A 17659-nucleotide genomic window follows, 5' to 3' on the forward strand; every position below is an offset into this window, starting at 1 on the left:
AGAAAAAATTTTACTTAATGATAGATTATAAGGGTGGCCCAATCTAATTTTGCAAGTAAGTGGTGTAAGTGACAGACTTTATTCATACAATTTCTATTGACAAGATACTTTATCAACAAAAAGAAAATGTAACAATTTTAATAAATGTTTCGTTTCAATTGTAATGAAAGGTGAGGAGGGGTACTGGTGACGGAATACGAATTAATAGAACGTGCACAACAAGGGGATAAAGAAGCATACATAGAGTTGATTCGACACCATCAGCAAACCGTTGAAAAGTTTGCCTATCAATGTGGCGTACAGAGAAGTGATGTGGCAGACGTCGCACAAGAAGTGTTTGTGAAATTATATCGATTTTTGCATCAATTTAAACAAGATCGTTTTACGACATGGCTTTATAAAATTACGCTCAATACCACTCGTGATTACTATCGTAAAGAAAAGCGAGAGCAATTAAAGGAAAATAAGTTAAACGCACAGCCGCAAGCACCGAATGATTCGGCGGAAAAGCTTGTCCTAAATTTCGAGGAGGATCGGTTGTTACATAAGGCGATTCAAGAACTCGATGAAAACTATCGTTATCCACTCGTGTTATTTTATTTTCATGAATTAAAGTACGAGGAAATTGCCGAAGTCCTTGGTATTTCATTATCGACAGTCAAAGTACGCATACTGCGCGCAAAGGAAAAGTTGAAGGCAATGTTGGTACAGGAGGGGAGTGTTGAAAATGAATGATAAGCAATTTGACAAACGCATGGAGCTTTTAAAAAAATCATATGATCGACTGGAGTCTCAATTAACCCCAGAAGACATTTTCGCACAAATCGAAGCGGAGGAAAAAGAGAACAAATCCGAACCAATGCCACCTCCAAAACAACCTTCAAAATGGCAAAAGCCAGCTGTTTGGGCAGCCAGCATTGCCAGTGTGCTGCTGATTGGTGTACTAGCAGCTCCATATATGCTAAAGGAATCAGAAAATGTGCAAAGTGAAGTGTCACAAGAGTTAAATTCGACAACTGTAGAATATGATGAGTGGATTGAGAATATAACGAAAAAATATGAGAGACAACGTGAGCAAGTAAGAAGAGAGTTGTTAGTTTCAGCTGATGAGCTAGCATCGCTAAGCTTTATAAAAAGAGCAGACGAGACTTTGGAGCATTATCAAACGAGTAAACGGGGACCTAGAGATGCGTTGTATTTAGCAAGTATCGAAGAAAATATTTTAAATTATTTAATGACACCAAAGCGGGCAATTGAATTAATTAAAACGTATAACCGACTTAGCTTTGATGAATCGTATCATATCTATACCCTGTATGAACAATCTGTTGAAGAACTTGAGATTTTCTATAGCAATCTGCTTGAACCATATGTCCCACTTTTACTAAAATCAACAGATGCAAGTCAGTTTCCGAGTGATTTACAGGCAATTATGGAAGCAGCTAACAAGCAATTTTTAGAACTTCAAATTGATGGTGAAGACGTTCGTTTTAAAGCAAATCCAATTGATGGTGAATTTGCCCCAGATTATATTAATAAATTACACCCCGATATTTTCGGTTATTTCGAATACTCGAAAAGGGGCTATTTATTGTTAGTAGATGATTTGCGCTACTCACGAGAAGAAACGGTGAAGTCCTTGAAAATATTGGAACGCACGTTATTAGCGGATGCGAATTCAGAATCAGGTAATTATAAAGTACTAAAAGAAACCTATGAAAACACGTGGATGGCAATATTCAAAGGCACAGAAAGTTATCCTTCTAAGACAAAGACGGGCGAATATAATGCGCAGTATGTTCAGTTTTTACAAGAAGTAGCAAACGGAAAATACGGAGAGGCCATGGAAGGTGTGGCTACTACGATAGTAGAGGAAATTCATAGAGATGGCCATTCTGAAACATTGGTAAGATTAACTGCTTATGATATTTGGATGGAGTTACTACAGACGCGTGAAGAAACAGTGGGCTATATAGATGATAGTGATTTTAGTATTATGGACATGGGAGAATCGCAAAAAGAGCAAATCCAGGCAGTATATAAACAGTATACGAAGTCTTACGATGAAGCTATCATCAATCAACTACACCCGATGAATATAGCTGCGCTGTATTTATATGCAAGCATCATTGGGGATGAACGAGTCATGCAGTCTTTATCGATGAAGGATACAAAGATAAATACGAACACATTACAGCAAATTAAGAGTTTAGATGTCTTTAGTGAAATTGGTATATACGAAGGTATTCAGCCGATTGTTGTAGTCCGTTTTACTGAGGGCTATCAAGATTTGTATGGTAGGCAATTAATCATAAAAGTATCATTAAGTGAAGGTGGCTATTACCGCATTACCGAGATTAACGACTAACGAGGGATGTTTTGCCCCACATATTTCCGTATGTTATAATTTAACGTGATATATACGTAGCGAACATACAGAAAGTGGGCAAAGGTTATGGCAAAAAAATATGAATTAGGGGACGTGTTGACCGGTAAAGTAACAGGAATTCAACCGTACGGCGCCTTTGTGGCACTCGATGATGACACACAAGGACTCGTACATATTTCCGAAATCACATACGGTTTCGTTAAAGAAGTCGGGGAGTTTTTGACAGTTGGGCAAGTGGTTGAAGTAAAGGTGCTAGAAATCGATGAAGCAGCAGAAAAAATTAGCTTATCTATTCGCGCATTACAGGAACGCCCAATAGCATTACGTAAAAAAGACGCCCCCCCTCGAAAATCATTGCAGGACCGTGTTGATGAGTCTGATGCAAATGGTTTCAATTCCTTAAAAGACAAACTACAAGACTGGATCGAACAGTCAGGCCAATAGCAAAAACACTTCGTATTCGGTAAGACGGAATATGAAGTGTTTTTATTTTAATTATTTTTTGTTCATTTTTTTTATACGATATTGCAAGTTTTGGCGACTCATTCCAAGTGCACCAGCCGCTTTCGTAATATTCCCCTCATACAAATTCAAGACATTTTGTACATAATACGACTCAGCCTCACGTAAATAAGCATCAAGCGGCATTACAACATTTTGCTGTTGAAACATAAAAAATTCTGGTTCCCGATGTGACATGTCTTGTTGCTGTGCTTTAAAACGAAAATGTAGTGGCAATAAATCATAAGTAACGATAGATTCGGTCGTCATAAACGAAGCAATTTCATCAAGCAATAGCTCGAGTTCCTTCAAATTTCCTGGCCAGTCATATTGTAAAAACAATGCTTGCACTTCAGGCGCTAGTTTAGACACATTCGATGCAAAGCGCTCTCGGTGACGACTAAAATAATCCTCTACAAATGGAACAATATCCTCCTTACGATCAGCCAATCTTGGGATGGTAATAGACATGGAAGTAAAGAAATAATAGAGTGATTTAGACAACTTCTTCTGTGCAATTAACTCAACCGGGTCACTGCCAACACTGCCAATAAGCATATACTTGGATGGTGGTAAAGACTGTAGTAACGCAAGTAATTGTTCTTGCATTTCTCGATTTAAAAATTCAATGCGTTCAAAGAAAAAAGTATACGTATTATTATCCTCTAAAAGTTCCTTCACTTTATCAAGTACCGACTCCGTCGAGCGGCGACTAAATAGTGTGATAAAGGCTTCTGTATCAGATGAAGCTGCATGATGAATACCCTCTGCCACTAAATCTTTTCCTGTCCCTGATTCACCAACGAGTAGTATCGGTAGTTTTGCTTTTGCCGCTTTTTTTGCATAAGCGATTACCTGCATCATTGCATCAGAGACTGCAGTGATTACATCAAAAGTCAAAGGCTCATCGTAACGACGGAGTGGTTGATACACTAGCTTCTCGAGTGATGTAATGTCACGTGCAAACTCAATTGCCCCGATAAGTTTATCACCATCAAAAAGAGGAAATGTATCATTAATGGTGGTAATTTCATGACCGTTTTTATTCCAATATGTTTGTTTGACATTTAATTCTTTTAAACCTGTTTGTAGGACTCGTAGTAATGTACTTTCATGTTGGCGAAAGGAAAAGAGTTCAATAATCGAACGATCTGTTAACTCATCAAACTGAAAGCCTTCAATTTCTTTCATCTTTGCGTTATATAAAATCGTTTTTCCTGTTACATCAATAGCATGAATGCCCACGGATACATTGTCTGTGACGAATTCATAAAAAGGTAGTAATTGTTTAGCGTTATTCATGAATTTAACACCTCTGATATATTTTACTTGAAATCCGCAATTTTATTTTGCATTATTATGAATATACAGATAGTTTAAGAGCAAAAATATTTTGCGTCAATGATTTTTGCGTACCTTGCTTATTCTGCAATTCAAAAAGGGAGGATAAATTATGATTCCGTACAAACATGAACCATTTACAGATTTCTCACTTGAGGCGAATTACAATGCATATGTAGAGGCATTAAAAAAGGTAGAAAGTTATTTAGGGGAAGACTACCCATTGATTATTGGGGGAGAACGTATTACGACTGAAGACAAAATCGTATCCTACAATCCGGCAAAAAAGACGGAAGTAATAGGGAGTGTATCGAAAGCTAATCAGGAGCTGGCTGAACAGGCGATGCAAGCCGCAGATGAAGCATTTAAAACATGGAAAAAGGTAGATCCAGCCATTCGTGCAGATGTGTTATTTAAAGCAGCGGCGATTATTCGTCGTCGCAAACATGAATTTTCGGCGCTGTTAACAAAAGAAGCAGGAAAGCCGTGGAATGAAGCGGATGCAGATACAGCAGAAGCAATTGATTTTCTAGAGTATTATGGTCGCCAAATGCTACGTATCAAAAACGGTCAACCGGTAGAGAGTCGTCCAGGTGAATATAACCGCTATGATTATATTCCACTCGGTATCGGCATCGTTATTTCACCGTGGAATTTCCCGTTTGCGATTATGGCGGGAACGACAGTCGCAGCACTTGTAACAGGAAACACAGTCCTATTAAAACCAGCTTCCACTACACCTGTGGTAGCATATAAATTTATAGAAGTATTAGAACAGGCGGGGCTTCCAGCTGGCGTTGTCAATTACGTACCAGGTTCTGGCGCAGAGGTGGGCGATTATTTAGTCGATCACCCAAAAACACGTTTTATCAGTTTTACAGGTTCTCGCGATGTCGGCCTACGCATTAATCAACGTGCAGCAACACATAATGACGGACAAATTTGGATTAAGCGCGTTATTGCTGAGATGGGTGGTAAAGATACGATTGTTGTAGATAAAGAAGCGGATTTAGAGCTTGCCGCACAATCTATCGTGAAATCAGCATTCGGCTTCTCTGGTCAAAAATGTTCTGCTTGTTCTAGAGTAGTAGTCGTTGAGGATGTGTATGATACGGTTGTCGCACGAGTAGAAGAACTAACAAAATCATTAACAGTTGGAGACCCTACTGACTACAATAACTATATGGCAACTGTAATTGATCAAGCAGCATTCAATAAAATTACAGAGTACATTGAAATCGGTAAAGATGAAGGGCGTCTCGTTATAGGGGGGGAAGCTGATGATTCCGTTGGCTACTTCATCCAACCAACTGTATTTGCAGATGTTGCATCTTCAGCACGTATCATGAAAGAAGAAATTTTCGGCCCGGTTGTTGCCATTACAAAAGCGAGAGATTTCGATGAAGCGATTGCTATCGCCAATGATACTGAGTACGGCTTAACAGGTGCAGTGATCACCACAAATCGCTTCAATCAGGAAAAAGCACGTGAAGACTTCCATGTTGGAAATCTTTACTTCAATCGTGGTTGCACAGGTGCCATAGTAGGCTACCAACCATTTGGCGGTTTCAATATGTCTGGGACAGATTCGAAAGCAGGCGGTCCTGATTATTTACAACTGCATATGCAAGCAAAAACGACTTCGGAAATGCATTGATTTTTGGAAAGACAGACTTCAGGTAAAGCTTGTAGTCTGTCTTTCTTCTATATTGATATAATTTTTGAGGTGTAAGGAGAGAAAGTACATGACGAAATCACAACAGATTATTGCACAAACGCAAAGTTTCGGTGCAGCAAACTACCACCCTCTGCCAATCGTTATTGAAGAAGCCGAAGGGGTGTGGGTAAAAGACCCTGAGGGGAACAAATATCTAGATATGTTATCAGCCTATTCTGCGGTTAATCAGGGACACCGTCATCCGAAAATTATTGCTGCTTTAAAAGAGCAGGCAGACAAAGTTACATTAACATCACGTGCATTTTATAGTAATAACTTAGGTGAATGGTATGAGCTTGTCAGTAAATTAACGAATAAAGAAATGGTGTTACCTATGAATACAGGTGCCGAAGCGGTAGAAACTGCGTTTAAAGCAGCTCGTCGTTGGGCTTATGATGTGAAGGGGGTAGAAAACGGGAAAGCAGAGATTATTGCATGCAATGGGAATTTTCATGGGCGTACTATGTTAGCGGTATCTCTATCTTCCGACGAAGAATATCGTCGGGGCTTTGGTCCAATGTTACCCAATGTCAAACTTATCGATTACGGTAATCTTGATGCATTGAAAAAAGAAATTACACCAAATACGGCAGCGTTTTTAATCGAACCAATTCAAGGGGAAGCCGGTATTGTCATTCCACCAGAGGGCTACTTGAAAGCAGCTAAAGAATTATGCCGCGAGAATAATGTGTTATTCATAGCCGATGAAATTCAGGTTGGCTTAGGGCGTACTGGTAAAATGTTTGCCTGTGATTGGGAGGGTGTAGAACCAGATATGTATATCCTCGGGAAAGCACTTGGAGGTGGAGTATTCCCAATTTCTTGTGTAGCGGCAAATCGTGATATTTTAGGGGTATTTAATCCGGGTTCGCATGGCTCTACTTTTGGTGGGAATCCACTAGCGTGTGCAGTATCGATTGCAGCACTGCAAGTACTTCAGGAAGAGAAACTTGCTGAACGTTCATTAAAGCTAGGAGAGTACTTTAAACAGGCGTTGCAAGCAATCGATAATCCAGTCATTAAAGAGGTACGTGGTCGAGGTTTATTTGTAGGTATGGAGTTAACAGAGCCTGCACGACCTTACTGTGAGCGATTAAAAGAATTAGGATTACTGTGCAAAGAAACACATGAGACAGTGATTCGTTTTGCACCACCACTCATCATCAGTCAGGCAGATTTAGATTGGTCCATTGCGCGTATTGTAAAAGTATTTTAACTTTAACAAATTGTTCACATTTTCCGTCAGAAGTATGTTACAATGTTGGCGATATACTACCATATTAAAGAATGAAGAGGCGATTTAATATGTCTGAAAATTTGAATCTATTTACATCAACTCAAGAAGTTATCCACGAGGCGTTAAATAAACTTGGCTATGACGAAGCAATGTATGAATTATTAAAAGAACCACTTCGTATGCTGCAAGTACGCATTCCTGTAAAAATGGATGATGGCACGACAAAAGTATTCACAGGATACCGTGCACAACATAATGATGCCGTAGGTCCAACAAAAGGTGGAGTACGCTTCCATCCAGCTGTTACTGAGGAAGAAGTTAAAGCGCTTTCAATGTGGATGACATTGAAATGTGGTATCGTCGACCTTCCTTATGGTGGTGGTAAAGGTGGCGTTGAATGTGATCCACGTCAAATGTCGATGGGCGAAATCGAACGCTTAAGCCGTGGTTATGTACGTGCAGTAAGCCAAATTGTAGGACCGACTAAAGATATTCCGGCTCCAGACGTATTTACAAACGCACAAATTATGGCGTGGATGATGGATGAGTATAGCCGTATGGATGAATTCAACTCACCAGGTTTCATCACAGGTAAACCGCTTGTACTTGGTGGCTCACAAGGTCGTGACCGTGCAACTGCTCAAGGGGTAACAATCGTTATTGAAGAAGCAGCAAAAAAACGTGGCATTGACATAAAAGGAGCACGCGTTGTTATTCAAGGTTTCGGGAACGCAGGTAGTTTCCTTGCTAAATTCATGAGCGACTTAGGTGCAAAAGTAATTGGTATTTCTGATGCCCATGGTGCCCTTCATGACCCAGAAGGCTTAGATATCGACTATTTACTAGATCGTCGTGATAGCTTTGGAACTGTGACAACGTTATTTGAAAACACGATTTCTAATACAGAATTACTTGAATTAGATTGTGATATATTAGTACCAGCAGCAATCGAAAATCAAATTACTGCAGATAATGCACATAATATTAAAGCGGATATTGTTGTAGAAGCGGCAAATGGACCGACAACTTCAGAAGCAACAAAAATTTTATCAGAACGTGGAATCTTACTTGTACCTGACGTACTAGCATCAGCTGGTGGCGTAACGGTTTCTTACTTTGAGTGGGTTCAAAATAACCAAGGTTACTATTGGACAGAAGAAGAAGTAGAAGAACGTCTCTATAAAAAAATGGTAGAAGCATTCGACAATGTGTACACAACAGCTACAACGCGTAATATCAATATGCGCCTAGCAGCATATATGGTTGGAGTACGCCGCACTGCGGAGGCATCACGCTTCCGTGGTTGGGTTTAATCGCTCAATATAAAACATGTGAAAATGAGCCGTCTCAAAAAATGAGGCGGCTCATTTTCTATTAGTTACATTTCTTTTAGAGGTGTTTTCTTTTAAGTATGTATAAGCTGTTCAATTTGTATTGCGTTAGACTTCCAGAACACTACACCCAAGATTGTAATTGATATAGTTACACAAAAGTTAAACGTGGAGTTGGACATTTGAGGTGGTATCAAAATCGTAATATATTACATATATAGAAAATATTGATATAATAAATTTGATAGGCATTCAAAGAAATTACTAAAGCAGCATAAATATATTTATACAATTCATAATCCACCTGGATAGTATAAACAGGTGGATTTTCACACATTTATTTTTGCTTATGCCATCCCATCCTCACTGACATAAAAAAGCGAACTTAAGAACTTAAGTTTCAATGAGAATTTAAGGGGAAGGTAAGTGTCGTTAAGAAATCGTATTACTAAACTTGATATTTATAATAGTGGAGGCTTGTGATGAGAAAAAATATCATGATTATTATAACCATTATCTTGTTATTTGCGGCTGTGTTTTTTCTCGGAAACCGAGATTACTTTTTGACAAGTAGTCAGCAAATTGCACAAGCTGGAACAGCATCAATTGATTCTTCGCAATTACAAGGAAATAAAATTTTAAAATTGGATGGGGAATGGTCTTTTTATCCAAACGTATTAATTTCACCCGATGAATCATTTGATCGTTATGGAGAAAAGCGAAAACCAATCAAAGTGCCTTCTAACGGGGGTGATTTTATGGAACCTAATGAAGAAGGGGTTTCTGTTGGTACATATCGTTTAACGGTAAAAGTACCTGTTGAGGGACAATATGGCTTATACATACGTACAATACGGCAAGCAAATCGCATATTTATTAATGGGGAAGATGTCGGGGCGATGGGAAACCCAAGTACAACATTCGAAGATTTTCGATTTGAAAACGATGATAAATATACAGTGTTTGCTAAAAGTGAAAATCAAGAACTAGATATAGTCATTCATGTTGCGAATTATAATTATTATAAAGCAGGAATTATTTTTCCTATAGAATTTGGCACAAAGGAGTCAATCCAAAAGTATTACCTTATTAAGGTGATATTAAATACTCTTGTGTCAGTGGGGTATATGGTATTTGGGGTCATTTACTTGATTTCATATAGTCAAAATCGTAGGCGTAAAGAAGAGTTGTTTTTGGGTTTATTTGCGGCATTAGTTGGACTATATATGTCGTTTATTAATCAAAAAGTTTTCTTTCTAATTATGCCAAACATAAAGATTACAGAGCAAGTTCGATTACAGTTAGGAATAGTGCCTTTGGTGCTCGCCTGCCTAACATATTTTATCTATTATATGTATCCAGAGTTTACACGAAAAAAAACAATTCATGGTATTGGTCTTGTCCTTAGTTTTATTTTCTGCATTTACGCCATCTACAATCCATTTTCTGGGGCGAATCCTGTAACAGTAGGAGACATTGCGATTTGGGGGAAAATACTTGTAGGGTCATTAATTCCAATAATAATCTATAATCTGTTCGTGTTATTACGTGTACTTTGGAGAGGAGGAGAGGGGGCGCATTACATTTTAGGTGTATTAGTGTCCACTTGTTGTTATGCATGTCTACTAGGACTAAATTTTCTATTTGATGTACCGATTGATTATATTGAGATCGTTTTATTTTTATTATTATTATTTAGCTTCTCATCATTGCTAAGTTTCCGTGCTAATTTATCCTACAATAAAGTCCGAACGCTCTCAGAGGAGCTACTTGCATATAACCAAATGAAGGATGAGTTTATATTAAAAACCTCCCATGAATTACGTACACCTTTAAATGGTATTTTGAATTTATCCAAATCATTAATGGAAGGTGCGGAGGGGCCATTAAAACGTACACAACAAGAGAATGTCATTTTAATTCATAACGTCACCCAGCGCTTAGGTTATTTAGTAGAAGATTTATTATTTTCATCGAATCATCCCCAAGGAGATTTGCGTGTCACACCACGTGTTGTACCAGTTAGTGTTATTAATGAAGTCATCGCAGAAATTCACAGTTTTATGTTAGATGAAACAACTATAAGTCTAGTCAGTAATGTGGATCAAAATTTGCCAGCAATGTATACAGATGAATTGCGCATGAAGCAAGTGCTTTATAATTTGTTGAATAATGCGATGCAACACACGTCGCATGGCCAGATCACCGTATTTGCGAATGTTCGTGGCAAACAGATGGAAATAAAAGTGAGTGATACAGGCGTTGGCATACCCTCACAAGAATTAGAGCGTATTTTTAATGCTTTTTATCAAGTAAAGAAAGACAAGAGTAGTGGAGGTCTGGGATTAGGGTTAAGTATTGCTAAAAATATAGTAGAAAAGCTGAATGGTGAAATTTATGTTACGAGTACACTTGGTGTAGGAACGAGTTTTACATTCACAGTGCCACTCGCAACAAAGGAAAAAATAATTGAAGAAAGTCAACATCAGGTAGTTGCGCGTAGACCAGATCATAAGGTCCTTCAACTCGATTTACCCCTTATTCATAAAGGTGGCGATAAGACAATTTTAGTTGTTGACGATGATCATGTGAACATTAAGGTATTGGCAGACGCTTTAACCAAAAAGGGTTATACGTTTATTGCTGTTGATAATGGGTGTGATGCGATTGAGTACCTAAAAACGCATCAAGTGGATTGTATGTTAATTGATTTAATGATGAGTGGTATGTCAGGTCATGAATTATGTGAAAAAGTGCGTAAGGAGTATGACATGTTAGAATTGCCAATTATTGTTCTGACAGCAATTATGCAGCATTCAGACTTAGTGTTATCTTTACAGGTTGGTGCGAATGATTATTTGCAAAAACCGATTGCGATGGATGAATTACTAGTGCGAATTCAATCCTTACTGGCAGTTCGGCAATCTTCTATCGATGCGATTGAAGATGAAATGAACTATTTATATACGCAAGTGACGCCTCACTTTGTCTACAATACACTCAATACTATTATTGGATTAAGCTATACAGATATAGAAAATACACGAGAAGCGCTATATTGTTTAGCAACCTATTTCCGTGCCAAGTTGAATGTCCACTATCGTAATAGTATGGTTTCTTTAGAAGATGAGATAGATCTTGTGAAAGCGTACCTTTATATTGAAAAAATGCGTTTTGGTGATCGTCTTGCCATAACTTATGATATTGATGAATCTATTCAGTTGCGAATTCCTGCACTATCTCTTCAACCATTAGTTGAAAATGCAGTTTTTCATGGGATTTCGAAGAAAAAAGAAGGCGGTACTATTAAAGTAAGTGTGCAACGGGAAGGTCGGTTTGTAAGTATTAAAATATATGATAATGGTGTGGGTATTCCAGCAGATAAGTTACGACAATTAGTGAATGAGGAAAGTATACGAATTGGTTTTGCTAATCCGCTGAAAAAATTCAAGCTTATTAAAAATGCCAGTCTTCATATAGATAGTGAAGTAGGCAAAGGAACTACTGTTAGGATTCTATTACCAGAGGGTGATGCATAATGAATATAGTTATTATTGATGATGAAAAAATGGCAGTCGATGTATTAAGTATTATGCTGAAAAAGCTAATGCAATTTTCTGTTTGCATCAAAGGTACCTATACAAATGCTATGGATGCTTTTGCTCTTTTAGAGAAAGAACGAGTTGATGTCGTTTTTTTAGATATGGAAATGATCGATATTCATGGCTTGCATGTTGCCAAGAAGCTATTAACAAGATACCCTGATTTGCAAATTATTTTTGTGACTGCACATTCTCAGTTTGCAGTAGATGCTTTCGAAATCGAAGCAACAGATTATTTATTAAAGCCAGTTCGAGAAAATCGTTTATTAAAAGCACTAACAAAAGCACAGAAAATATGTAATCAACGCCTAGAGATCCAGCCTGAAAATGAGAAGTTGACCATGTATGCCCACACATTTGGAAGCTTTAGGCTGCTAGATAGACATCGTGAAATTGTGAAATGGCGTACAAGAAAAGTTCGTGAATTGTTTTTATATTTATGGTTTCACAAAAAAAGACCACTGCTAAATTCAGTCATTATGGAAGAATTGTGGCCTGAAGCTGAATTAGAAAGAGCGGGAGCGAACCTTCATACTACTATCTATCAATTGCGTAAAATATTGAAGGAAAATGGTAGTGAGAACCCTATTGAATTAGTCAATAATCATTATCAGTTAAATGTAGAAATTAATAGTGATTATGAAGACCTCATGCAATTGTTAGAAAGGGAGCATCATGATGAACAATCGATTCAACATCTCCTAAATTACTATGAAGGTGACTTTTTAGTAGAAGAAGAATACCCTTGGGCAACTCAAATGCAACTACGCTTAAAACAGAGCGTATTACATATGTTAGAAATGTATGTCACCCGTGCGAATCAGTTGAATCCATTACTAAAACTAAATTGCCTACAAAAAATGTTAGAGGTAGATGAATTCAATGAGCAATACATGTTTTTGCTCTTGCAATTTTTAATCGAGCAAAATAAAAAACAAGATTGTACACAATGTTACGATATGATTCAGCAAAAACTGCAGGAAGAGTTAGGCGTACCAGTTCCAGATAACATTAATCGTATTTATGCTGAATATATGATGAAAGTGTAGAACGATGTGCTAATCATTGCTATCATCCTTAGTAATGTGAGAAAATCCAACTAGAAAGGGGCGATTTCCATGAATTCATTTACATTTTATAATCCTGTCAAATTACATTTTGGTGAAAACGCATTGGAGCATTTACCGAAAGAATTAGCGAAGCACGGAAACAAGGTACTAGTTGTGTATGGCGGGGGAAGCATTAAGAAAAACGGTGTCTACGATGCGGTTATTAAACAATTACAAGAAGCGGATAAGAAGATTTTTGAATTGAGCGGCGTAGAACCAAACCCACGTGTGGAAACAGCGCGTCAAGGTATTGAAATTTGTAAAACTGAAGGTATAGATTTTGTACTTGCTGTTGGTGGTGGCTCTGTAATTGATTGCTCGAAATTGATTGTAGCAGGTGCAAAATACGATGGAGATGCTTGGGATATTGTAACGAAAAAAGCATTTGCTAAAGAAGCATTACCGTTAGGCACAGTGTTAACTTTAGCAGCAACAGGCTCTGAGATGAACGCAGGTTCTGTCATTACGAACGCAGCAACGGAAGAAAAACTAAGTTGGGGAAGTCCTGTAACATTCCCTGAATTCTCTATATTAAACCCTTTATATACAGTGAGTGTGCCAAAAAATCATACAGTGTATGGCATCGTTGATATGATGTCACATGTATTGGAGCAATATTTCCATAATGCCACGAATACACCAATCACAGATGAAATGTGTGAAGGTGTATTGCGTACAGTAATAGCAACAGGACCGAAGCTCATCGAAGATTTAGAAAATGTCGCTTTACGTGAAACGATTCTATTGGCTGGTACAATCGGATTAAATGGCTTTTTATCGATTGGTTCACGCGGAGATTGGGCATCACATAACATAGAACATGCGATATCAGCCGTTTATGACATTCCACATGCAGGTGGATTGGCAATTTTACAACCACATTGGATGCGTCATAGTGTCTCAGTGAATCCTGAACGTTTTGCTGGTTTGGCAATACGAGTATTTGGTGTCGACCCAACTGGTAAATCTGTTGAGGAAGTAGCTTATGAAGGTATCGATCGCTTATCTGCTTTTTGGACATCATTAGGTGCGCCAAATCGTTTGAAAGACTATAATATCGATGATACAAAATTTGACCAGATTATCCAGCACGCTATGCTAAATGGCCCGTTTGGTAATTTCAAAAAGCTACATGAGGAAGATGTTAGAGAAATTTTATTAAATTGCAGATAATATGTGAGTCTAAATGCTATCAACTTTCACGGATTGTAAGTTCTAGAAATATCAATAAGAACTTATGTCAGAAAGAAATGGAACGTTAATACTTGTATATAAAATAGCCAATTGCCGGAACAAGGCAATTGGCTATTTTAATATTATTTTTGGGGTAAATTTGGAGGTCGATCCCCAATATGCACCCAAGTCATTTCCCCATCATCCTCGTCATAGAGAATGGTTACCTTTGTCACGCCTTTTTGGCTAAGGATTATTTCAGTCAAATGATCACGCACATCATCTAGGTAAGCGAGTGATAATTCCGGATTAGCCTCTGCGACTAACTCTACATGTAGAAACTCACCTTCTTTTATGACTTCTAAGCGTACGATATCTTTGATGTTGGGATCGTCCAATACAAGATGGGCGATACGATTTAGCATTTCCTGATCTGTTTCACCAATAACACCGCGTGCGTTATCAAGGAAAACGTTGCCGACTACATAGAACATCATGCAGCCAATAATCATCGATACGAGACCTTCGATTTGAGCCCAACCAGTAAAATGGGCAATTAAAATGGCACTAAAAGCTAGTACGTTACCACCTGTGGCTACTAAATCTTCCATAAAAACAAGTTTAGTTGCAGGCTTTGCTCGATTTAAAAATCTAAATGCTTTTGGAATGGAAGCAAGTCCAGCTTTTTCTTGACCGGCCTCATGTAAAACTTCTACTGCTGCTTTTGCTAATACAGTTCCCTCAAGAACTCCTCCAATGAAAAGAACGCTCAATGCAATCAGCATTCCTTTTGATTCGGTTGAAGGATGTAAGAAATGGTGCCAGCCTTCTTTAATCGTTTCATAGGAAAGAATTGCAACGATAATTACAGCAAATAAACATACGAGGTTGACAATTCGACCATAACCACCTGGGAATTGTTCATTTGGTGCTTTTTTCGATAGTGCAGAGCCGACATAAACAAAAAATTGGTTCGCTGCATCTCCAAATGAGTGCATCATTTCAGCAAACATTGCAACGTTGCCTGTAAAGAAAAAGGCAGCACCTTTAATAATGCCTAAAAAGGCATTCACGAATGCTGCCAGTAGGGAAGGTTTATTACCATCCTTTAAGAGTTTAAGCGTTTCTGCCATTGAAGTGTCCTCCGACTAGTTTAAAATTTCCATTTCAATTTCTTCTATATAAGACAAACTTCGCAATGAACGATAAAACGACAGTAGATTATCTGAGATAAGTAGTGATAAGCGTAAATCTAATTCGTGTAAAACTATATCATTTCTTAATGGGATGTCTTTTATACGCATGTTTTCAATAATAATATTGTTTTCTTTTAAAAATTGAAGCAACGATTCCATTTTAGTATCGTCATTAACTTGAACTTTTAACGATATTTCTCGCATACGAATACGCTTAGGTCCGATTTTCATCAGAAATGGTGATAATACTTCAATACCAAAAACAATGATGACAACAGCTATTGCTGCATCCATGTAGAAACCTGCACCAACTGCTATTCCAATTCCAGCTGCTCCCCAAATCATCGCAGCTGTCGTTAAACCAGAGATACTATCATTTCCACGTCTTAAAATAACACCCGCACCTAGAAAACCGATACCACTCACGACCTGTGCTGCTAAACGCAGTGGATCCATGGTAATATTAATGTCATGTCGTGCAGGTGTTGAATAAGCAGTCTCAATTGAAATAATGGTTAGAAGACAGCTGAATGTCGCAATGACTAGGCTTGTTTTTAACCCAACAGGCTTCCTCTTCAATTCCCTTTCAATGCCGATTACTAAACTTAAAGTGGCGGCGATTACTAATTTTATAATTACTTCAATTGTAATCATATTTTCCAATAAAGTATTCATGCTAAACCCCCCACCGATATTTCGTATTGCTAAGAGATATGCAAAGTGCCATTATTATATGTACATTGCTTTTTTGTATTGTACGACAGGTAAGTGATGGAGTATAAAGAATTTTCAGAAAGGAAGTACAACAAGAATGGGTCAACCTAAAATTCATCCGTATATCCCGATTTTTATTGGGGTCATTTCGGTATCGCTTTCCGCTATTTTTGTAAAACTAGCCAATGCAGAGGCTGGTGTAATTGCTTTCTATCGTATGCTGTTTTCAGTAATAATTATGGCACCATTATTTTTTTGGAAGTATACAAGTGAATTAAAGCAGCTAACTAGTCGGGATTGGATTTTTTCATCTATAGCAGGTGTATTTTTAGCATTTCATTTTATTTTGTGGTTTGAGTCGTTAAACTACACGTCTGTTGCTAGCTCAACTGTCCTTGTAACACTGCAGCCGTTATTCGCCTTTGTCGGGACATATCTCTTTTTCAAAGAAAAAATTACCGGAAAAACAATACTTGCAGGAACAATCGCGATTGCAGGAAGTGTGTTAATTAGTTGGGGTGATTTCCAACTAAGTGGCTCTGCCTTTTATGGAGACATGCTGGCGCTAATTGCATGTGCACTTATTACAGCGTATTTATTGTTTGGCCAAGATGTACGAAAACGTCTGTCTTTGGTTACGTATACAATGATTGTTTATACAGTTAGTACGGTTACGTTATTTTTTTATGTTCTTATTAAAGGGGAATCATTTGGTCCTTATCCAACTATTGATTGGATTTGGTTTATTCTTTTAGCAATTGTGCCAAATTTATTAGGACATACACTTTTCAACTGGTCCATTAAATATGTAAGTACGAATGTTGTTTCGATTGCAATATTACTCGAGCCGATTCTTGCAGCTGTCCTTGCCATCTTCATTTTTAAAGAGTATTTAGTAGCTACTCAAATTATCGGCGGATTAGTTGTTATACTGGGCATTGTATTATTTGCAGTAGATGAGAAAAAGATTTTTAAGTTTTTTTCTCAAAAAGCTTGATTTATTAATTGTTGTGTTATATATTATTACTTGTCCTTAACAAGAGGGAACACTTGAGAAAAATATTTCAAAATAGTTATTGACTTCTTGTTAAATACAAGTTATGATATAAAAGTTGCTGAAACAAAGCGACAACAACATGAACCTTGAAAACTGAACAAGCAAAACGTAATCAATAACGTTTCTAATAGCTAACTTCGTTAGTGAATGAAACACAAGTAATAAATAGATATCAACTTTTAGTTGATACGCTAGCGAAGCTAATGAGCTTTCAAACTACTTTTATGGAGAGTTTGATCCTGGCTCAGGACGAACGCTGGCGGCGTGCCTAATACATGCAAGTCGAGCGAAT

Annotated in this window: 13 protein-coding genes and 1 rRNA gene; 11 read left to right on the forward strand and 3 right to left on the reverse strand. The window is 37.7% G+C overall.

Going from position 1 to position 17659, the window contains the following annotated elements:
• Nucleotides 1-186 precede the first annotated feature (186 nt).
• The 3 genes from ACIQ2D_RS17775 (at nt 187) to yugI (ending at nt 2833) form a co-directional block, all read left to right on the forward strand.
• Nucleotides 187-735, forward strand: a complete 549-nt coding sequence (locus ACIQ2D_RS17775; protein ID WP_402866360.1) for an RNA polymerase sigma factor — start codon at nt 187-189, stop codon at nt 733-735.
• A complete protein-coding gene (locus tag ACIQ2D_RS17780) occupies nt 728-2368 on the forward strand; it encodes a hypothetical protein (protein WP_402866361.1) in 1641 nt (546 codons plus the stop codon). The genes ACIQ2D_RS17775 and ACIQ2D_RS17780 overlap by 8 nt, the downstream gene beginning before the upstream one ends.
• Nucleotides 2369-2455: 87 nt before the next feature.
• Nucleotides 2456-2833, forward strand: a complete 378-nt coding sequence (yugI, locus tag ACIQ2D_RS17785) for a S1 domain-containing post-transcriptional regulator GSP13 (protein WP_402866364.1) — start codon at nt 2456-2458, stop codon at nt 2831-2833.
• A gap of 51 nt (nt 2834-2884) precedes the next feature.
• Here the strand turns inward: yugI and ACIQ2D_RS17790 are convergent, their stop codons facing one another.
• Nucleotides 2885-4192, reverse strand: coding sequence for an AAA-type ATPase lid domain-containing protein (locus tag ACIQ2D_RS17790; protein WP_402866366.1), 1308 nt, complete (start codon nt 4190-4192; stop codon nt 2885-2887).
• Nucleotides 4193-4340: 148 nt separating this feature from the next.
• Between ACIQ2D_RS17790 and pruA the strand changes: the two genes are divergently transcribed.
• The 6 genes from pruA (at nt 4341) to ACIQ2D_RS17820 (ending at nt 14400) form a co-directional block, all read left to right on the forward strand.
• Nucleotides 4341-5888 (forward strand): L-glutamate gamma-semialdehyde dehydrogenase, encoded by a 1548-nt coding sequence (gene pruA, locus ACIQ2D_RS17795; protein ID WP_402866399.1) that lies wholly within the window; start codon nt 4341-4343, stop codon nt 5886-5888.
• 88 nt (nt 5889-5976) lie between these two features.
• Nucleotides 5977-7164 carry an ornithine--oxo-acid transaminase gene (locus ACIQ2D_RS17800; protein ID WP_402866369.1) on the forward strand — a complete coding sequence of 396 codons (1188 nt, stop codon included), beginning with the start codon at nt 5977-5979 and terminating at the stop codon, nt 7162-7164.
• A gap of 89 nt (nt 7165-7253) precedes the next feature.
• On the forward strand, nt 7254-8498 hold the full coding sequence (locus tag ACIQ2D_RS17805; RefSeq protein ID WP_402866371.1) for a Glu/Leu/Phe/Val family dehydrogenase: 1245 nt from the start codon (nt 7254-7256) through the stop codon (nt 8496-8498).
• A gap of 500 nt (nt 8499-8998) precedes the next feature.
• Nucleotides 8999-12055 carry an ATP-binding protein gene (locus ACIQ2D_RS17810; RefSeq protein WP_402866374.1) on the forward strand — a complete coding sequence of 1019 codons (3057 nt, stop codon included), beginning with the start codon at nt 8999-9001 and terminating at the stop codon, nt 12053-12055.
• Nucleotides 12055-13167 carry a response regulator gene (locus ACIQ2D_RS17815; RefSeq protein ID WP_402866377.1) on the forward strand — a complete coding sequence of 371 codons (1113 nt, stop codon included), beginning with the start codon at nt 12055-12057 and terminating at the stop codon, nt 13165-13167. The genes ACIQ2D_RS17810 and ACIQ2D_RS17815 overlap by 1 nt, the downstream gene beginning before the upstream one ends.
• 69 nt (nt 13168-13236) lie before the next feature.
• A complete protein-coding gene (locus ACIQ2D_RS17820) occupies nt 13237-14400 on the forward strand; it encodes an iron-containing alcohol dehydrogenase (protein WP_402866380.1) in 1164 nt (387 codons plus the stop codon).
• A 143-nt stretch (nt 14401-14543) separates the two neighbouring features.
• On the opposite strand, the gene ACIQ2D_RS17825 is transcribed toward ACIQ2D_RS17820, so the two are convergent.
• Nucleotides 14544-15533, reverse strand: a complete 990-nt coding sequence (locus ACIQ2D_RS17825) for a cation diffusion facilitator family transporter (protein WP_402866382.1) — start codon at nt 15531-15533, stop codon at nt 14544-14546.
• Between the two features lie 15 nt (nt 15534-15548).
• The gene (locus tag ACIQ2D_RS17830) at nt 15549-16271 is read right to left on the reverse strand and encodes an MgtC/SapB family protein (protein WP_402866385.1); all 723 of its coding nucleotides are present in this window, start codon (nt 16269-16271) and stop codon (nt 15549-15551) included.
• 136 nt (nt 16272-16407) lie between these two features.
• Between ACIQ2D_RS17830 and ACIQ2D_RS17835 the strand changes: the two genes are divergently transcribed.
• Both ACIQ2D_RS17835 and ACIQ2D_RS17840 read left to right on the forward strand, forming a co-directional pair.
• Nucleotides 16408-17307 carry a DMT family transporter gene (locus ACIQ2D_RS17835; protein ID WP_402866388.1) on the forward strand — a complete coding sequence of 300 codons (900 nt, stop codon included), beginning with the start codon at nt 16408-16410 and terminating at the stop codon, nt 17305-17307.
• 281 nt (nt 17308-17588) lie between these two features.
• Nucleotides 17589-17659, forward strand: a 16S ribosomal RNA gene (locus ACIQ2D_RS17840); the annotation flags it as partial.

The sequence above is a fragment of the Lysinibacillus sp. NPDC097287 genome (assembly GCF_044761695.1).
Classification (GTDB): domain Bacteria; phylum Bacillota; class Bacilli; order Bacillales_A; family Planococcaceae; genus Lysinibacillus.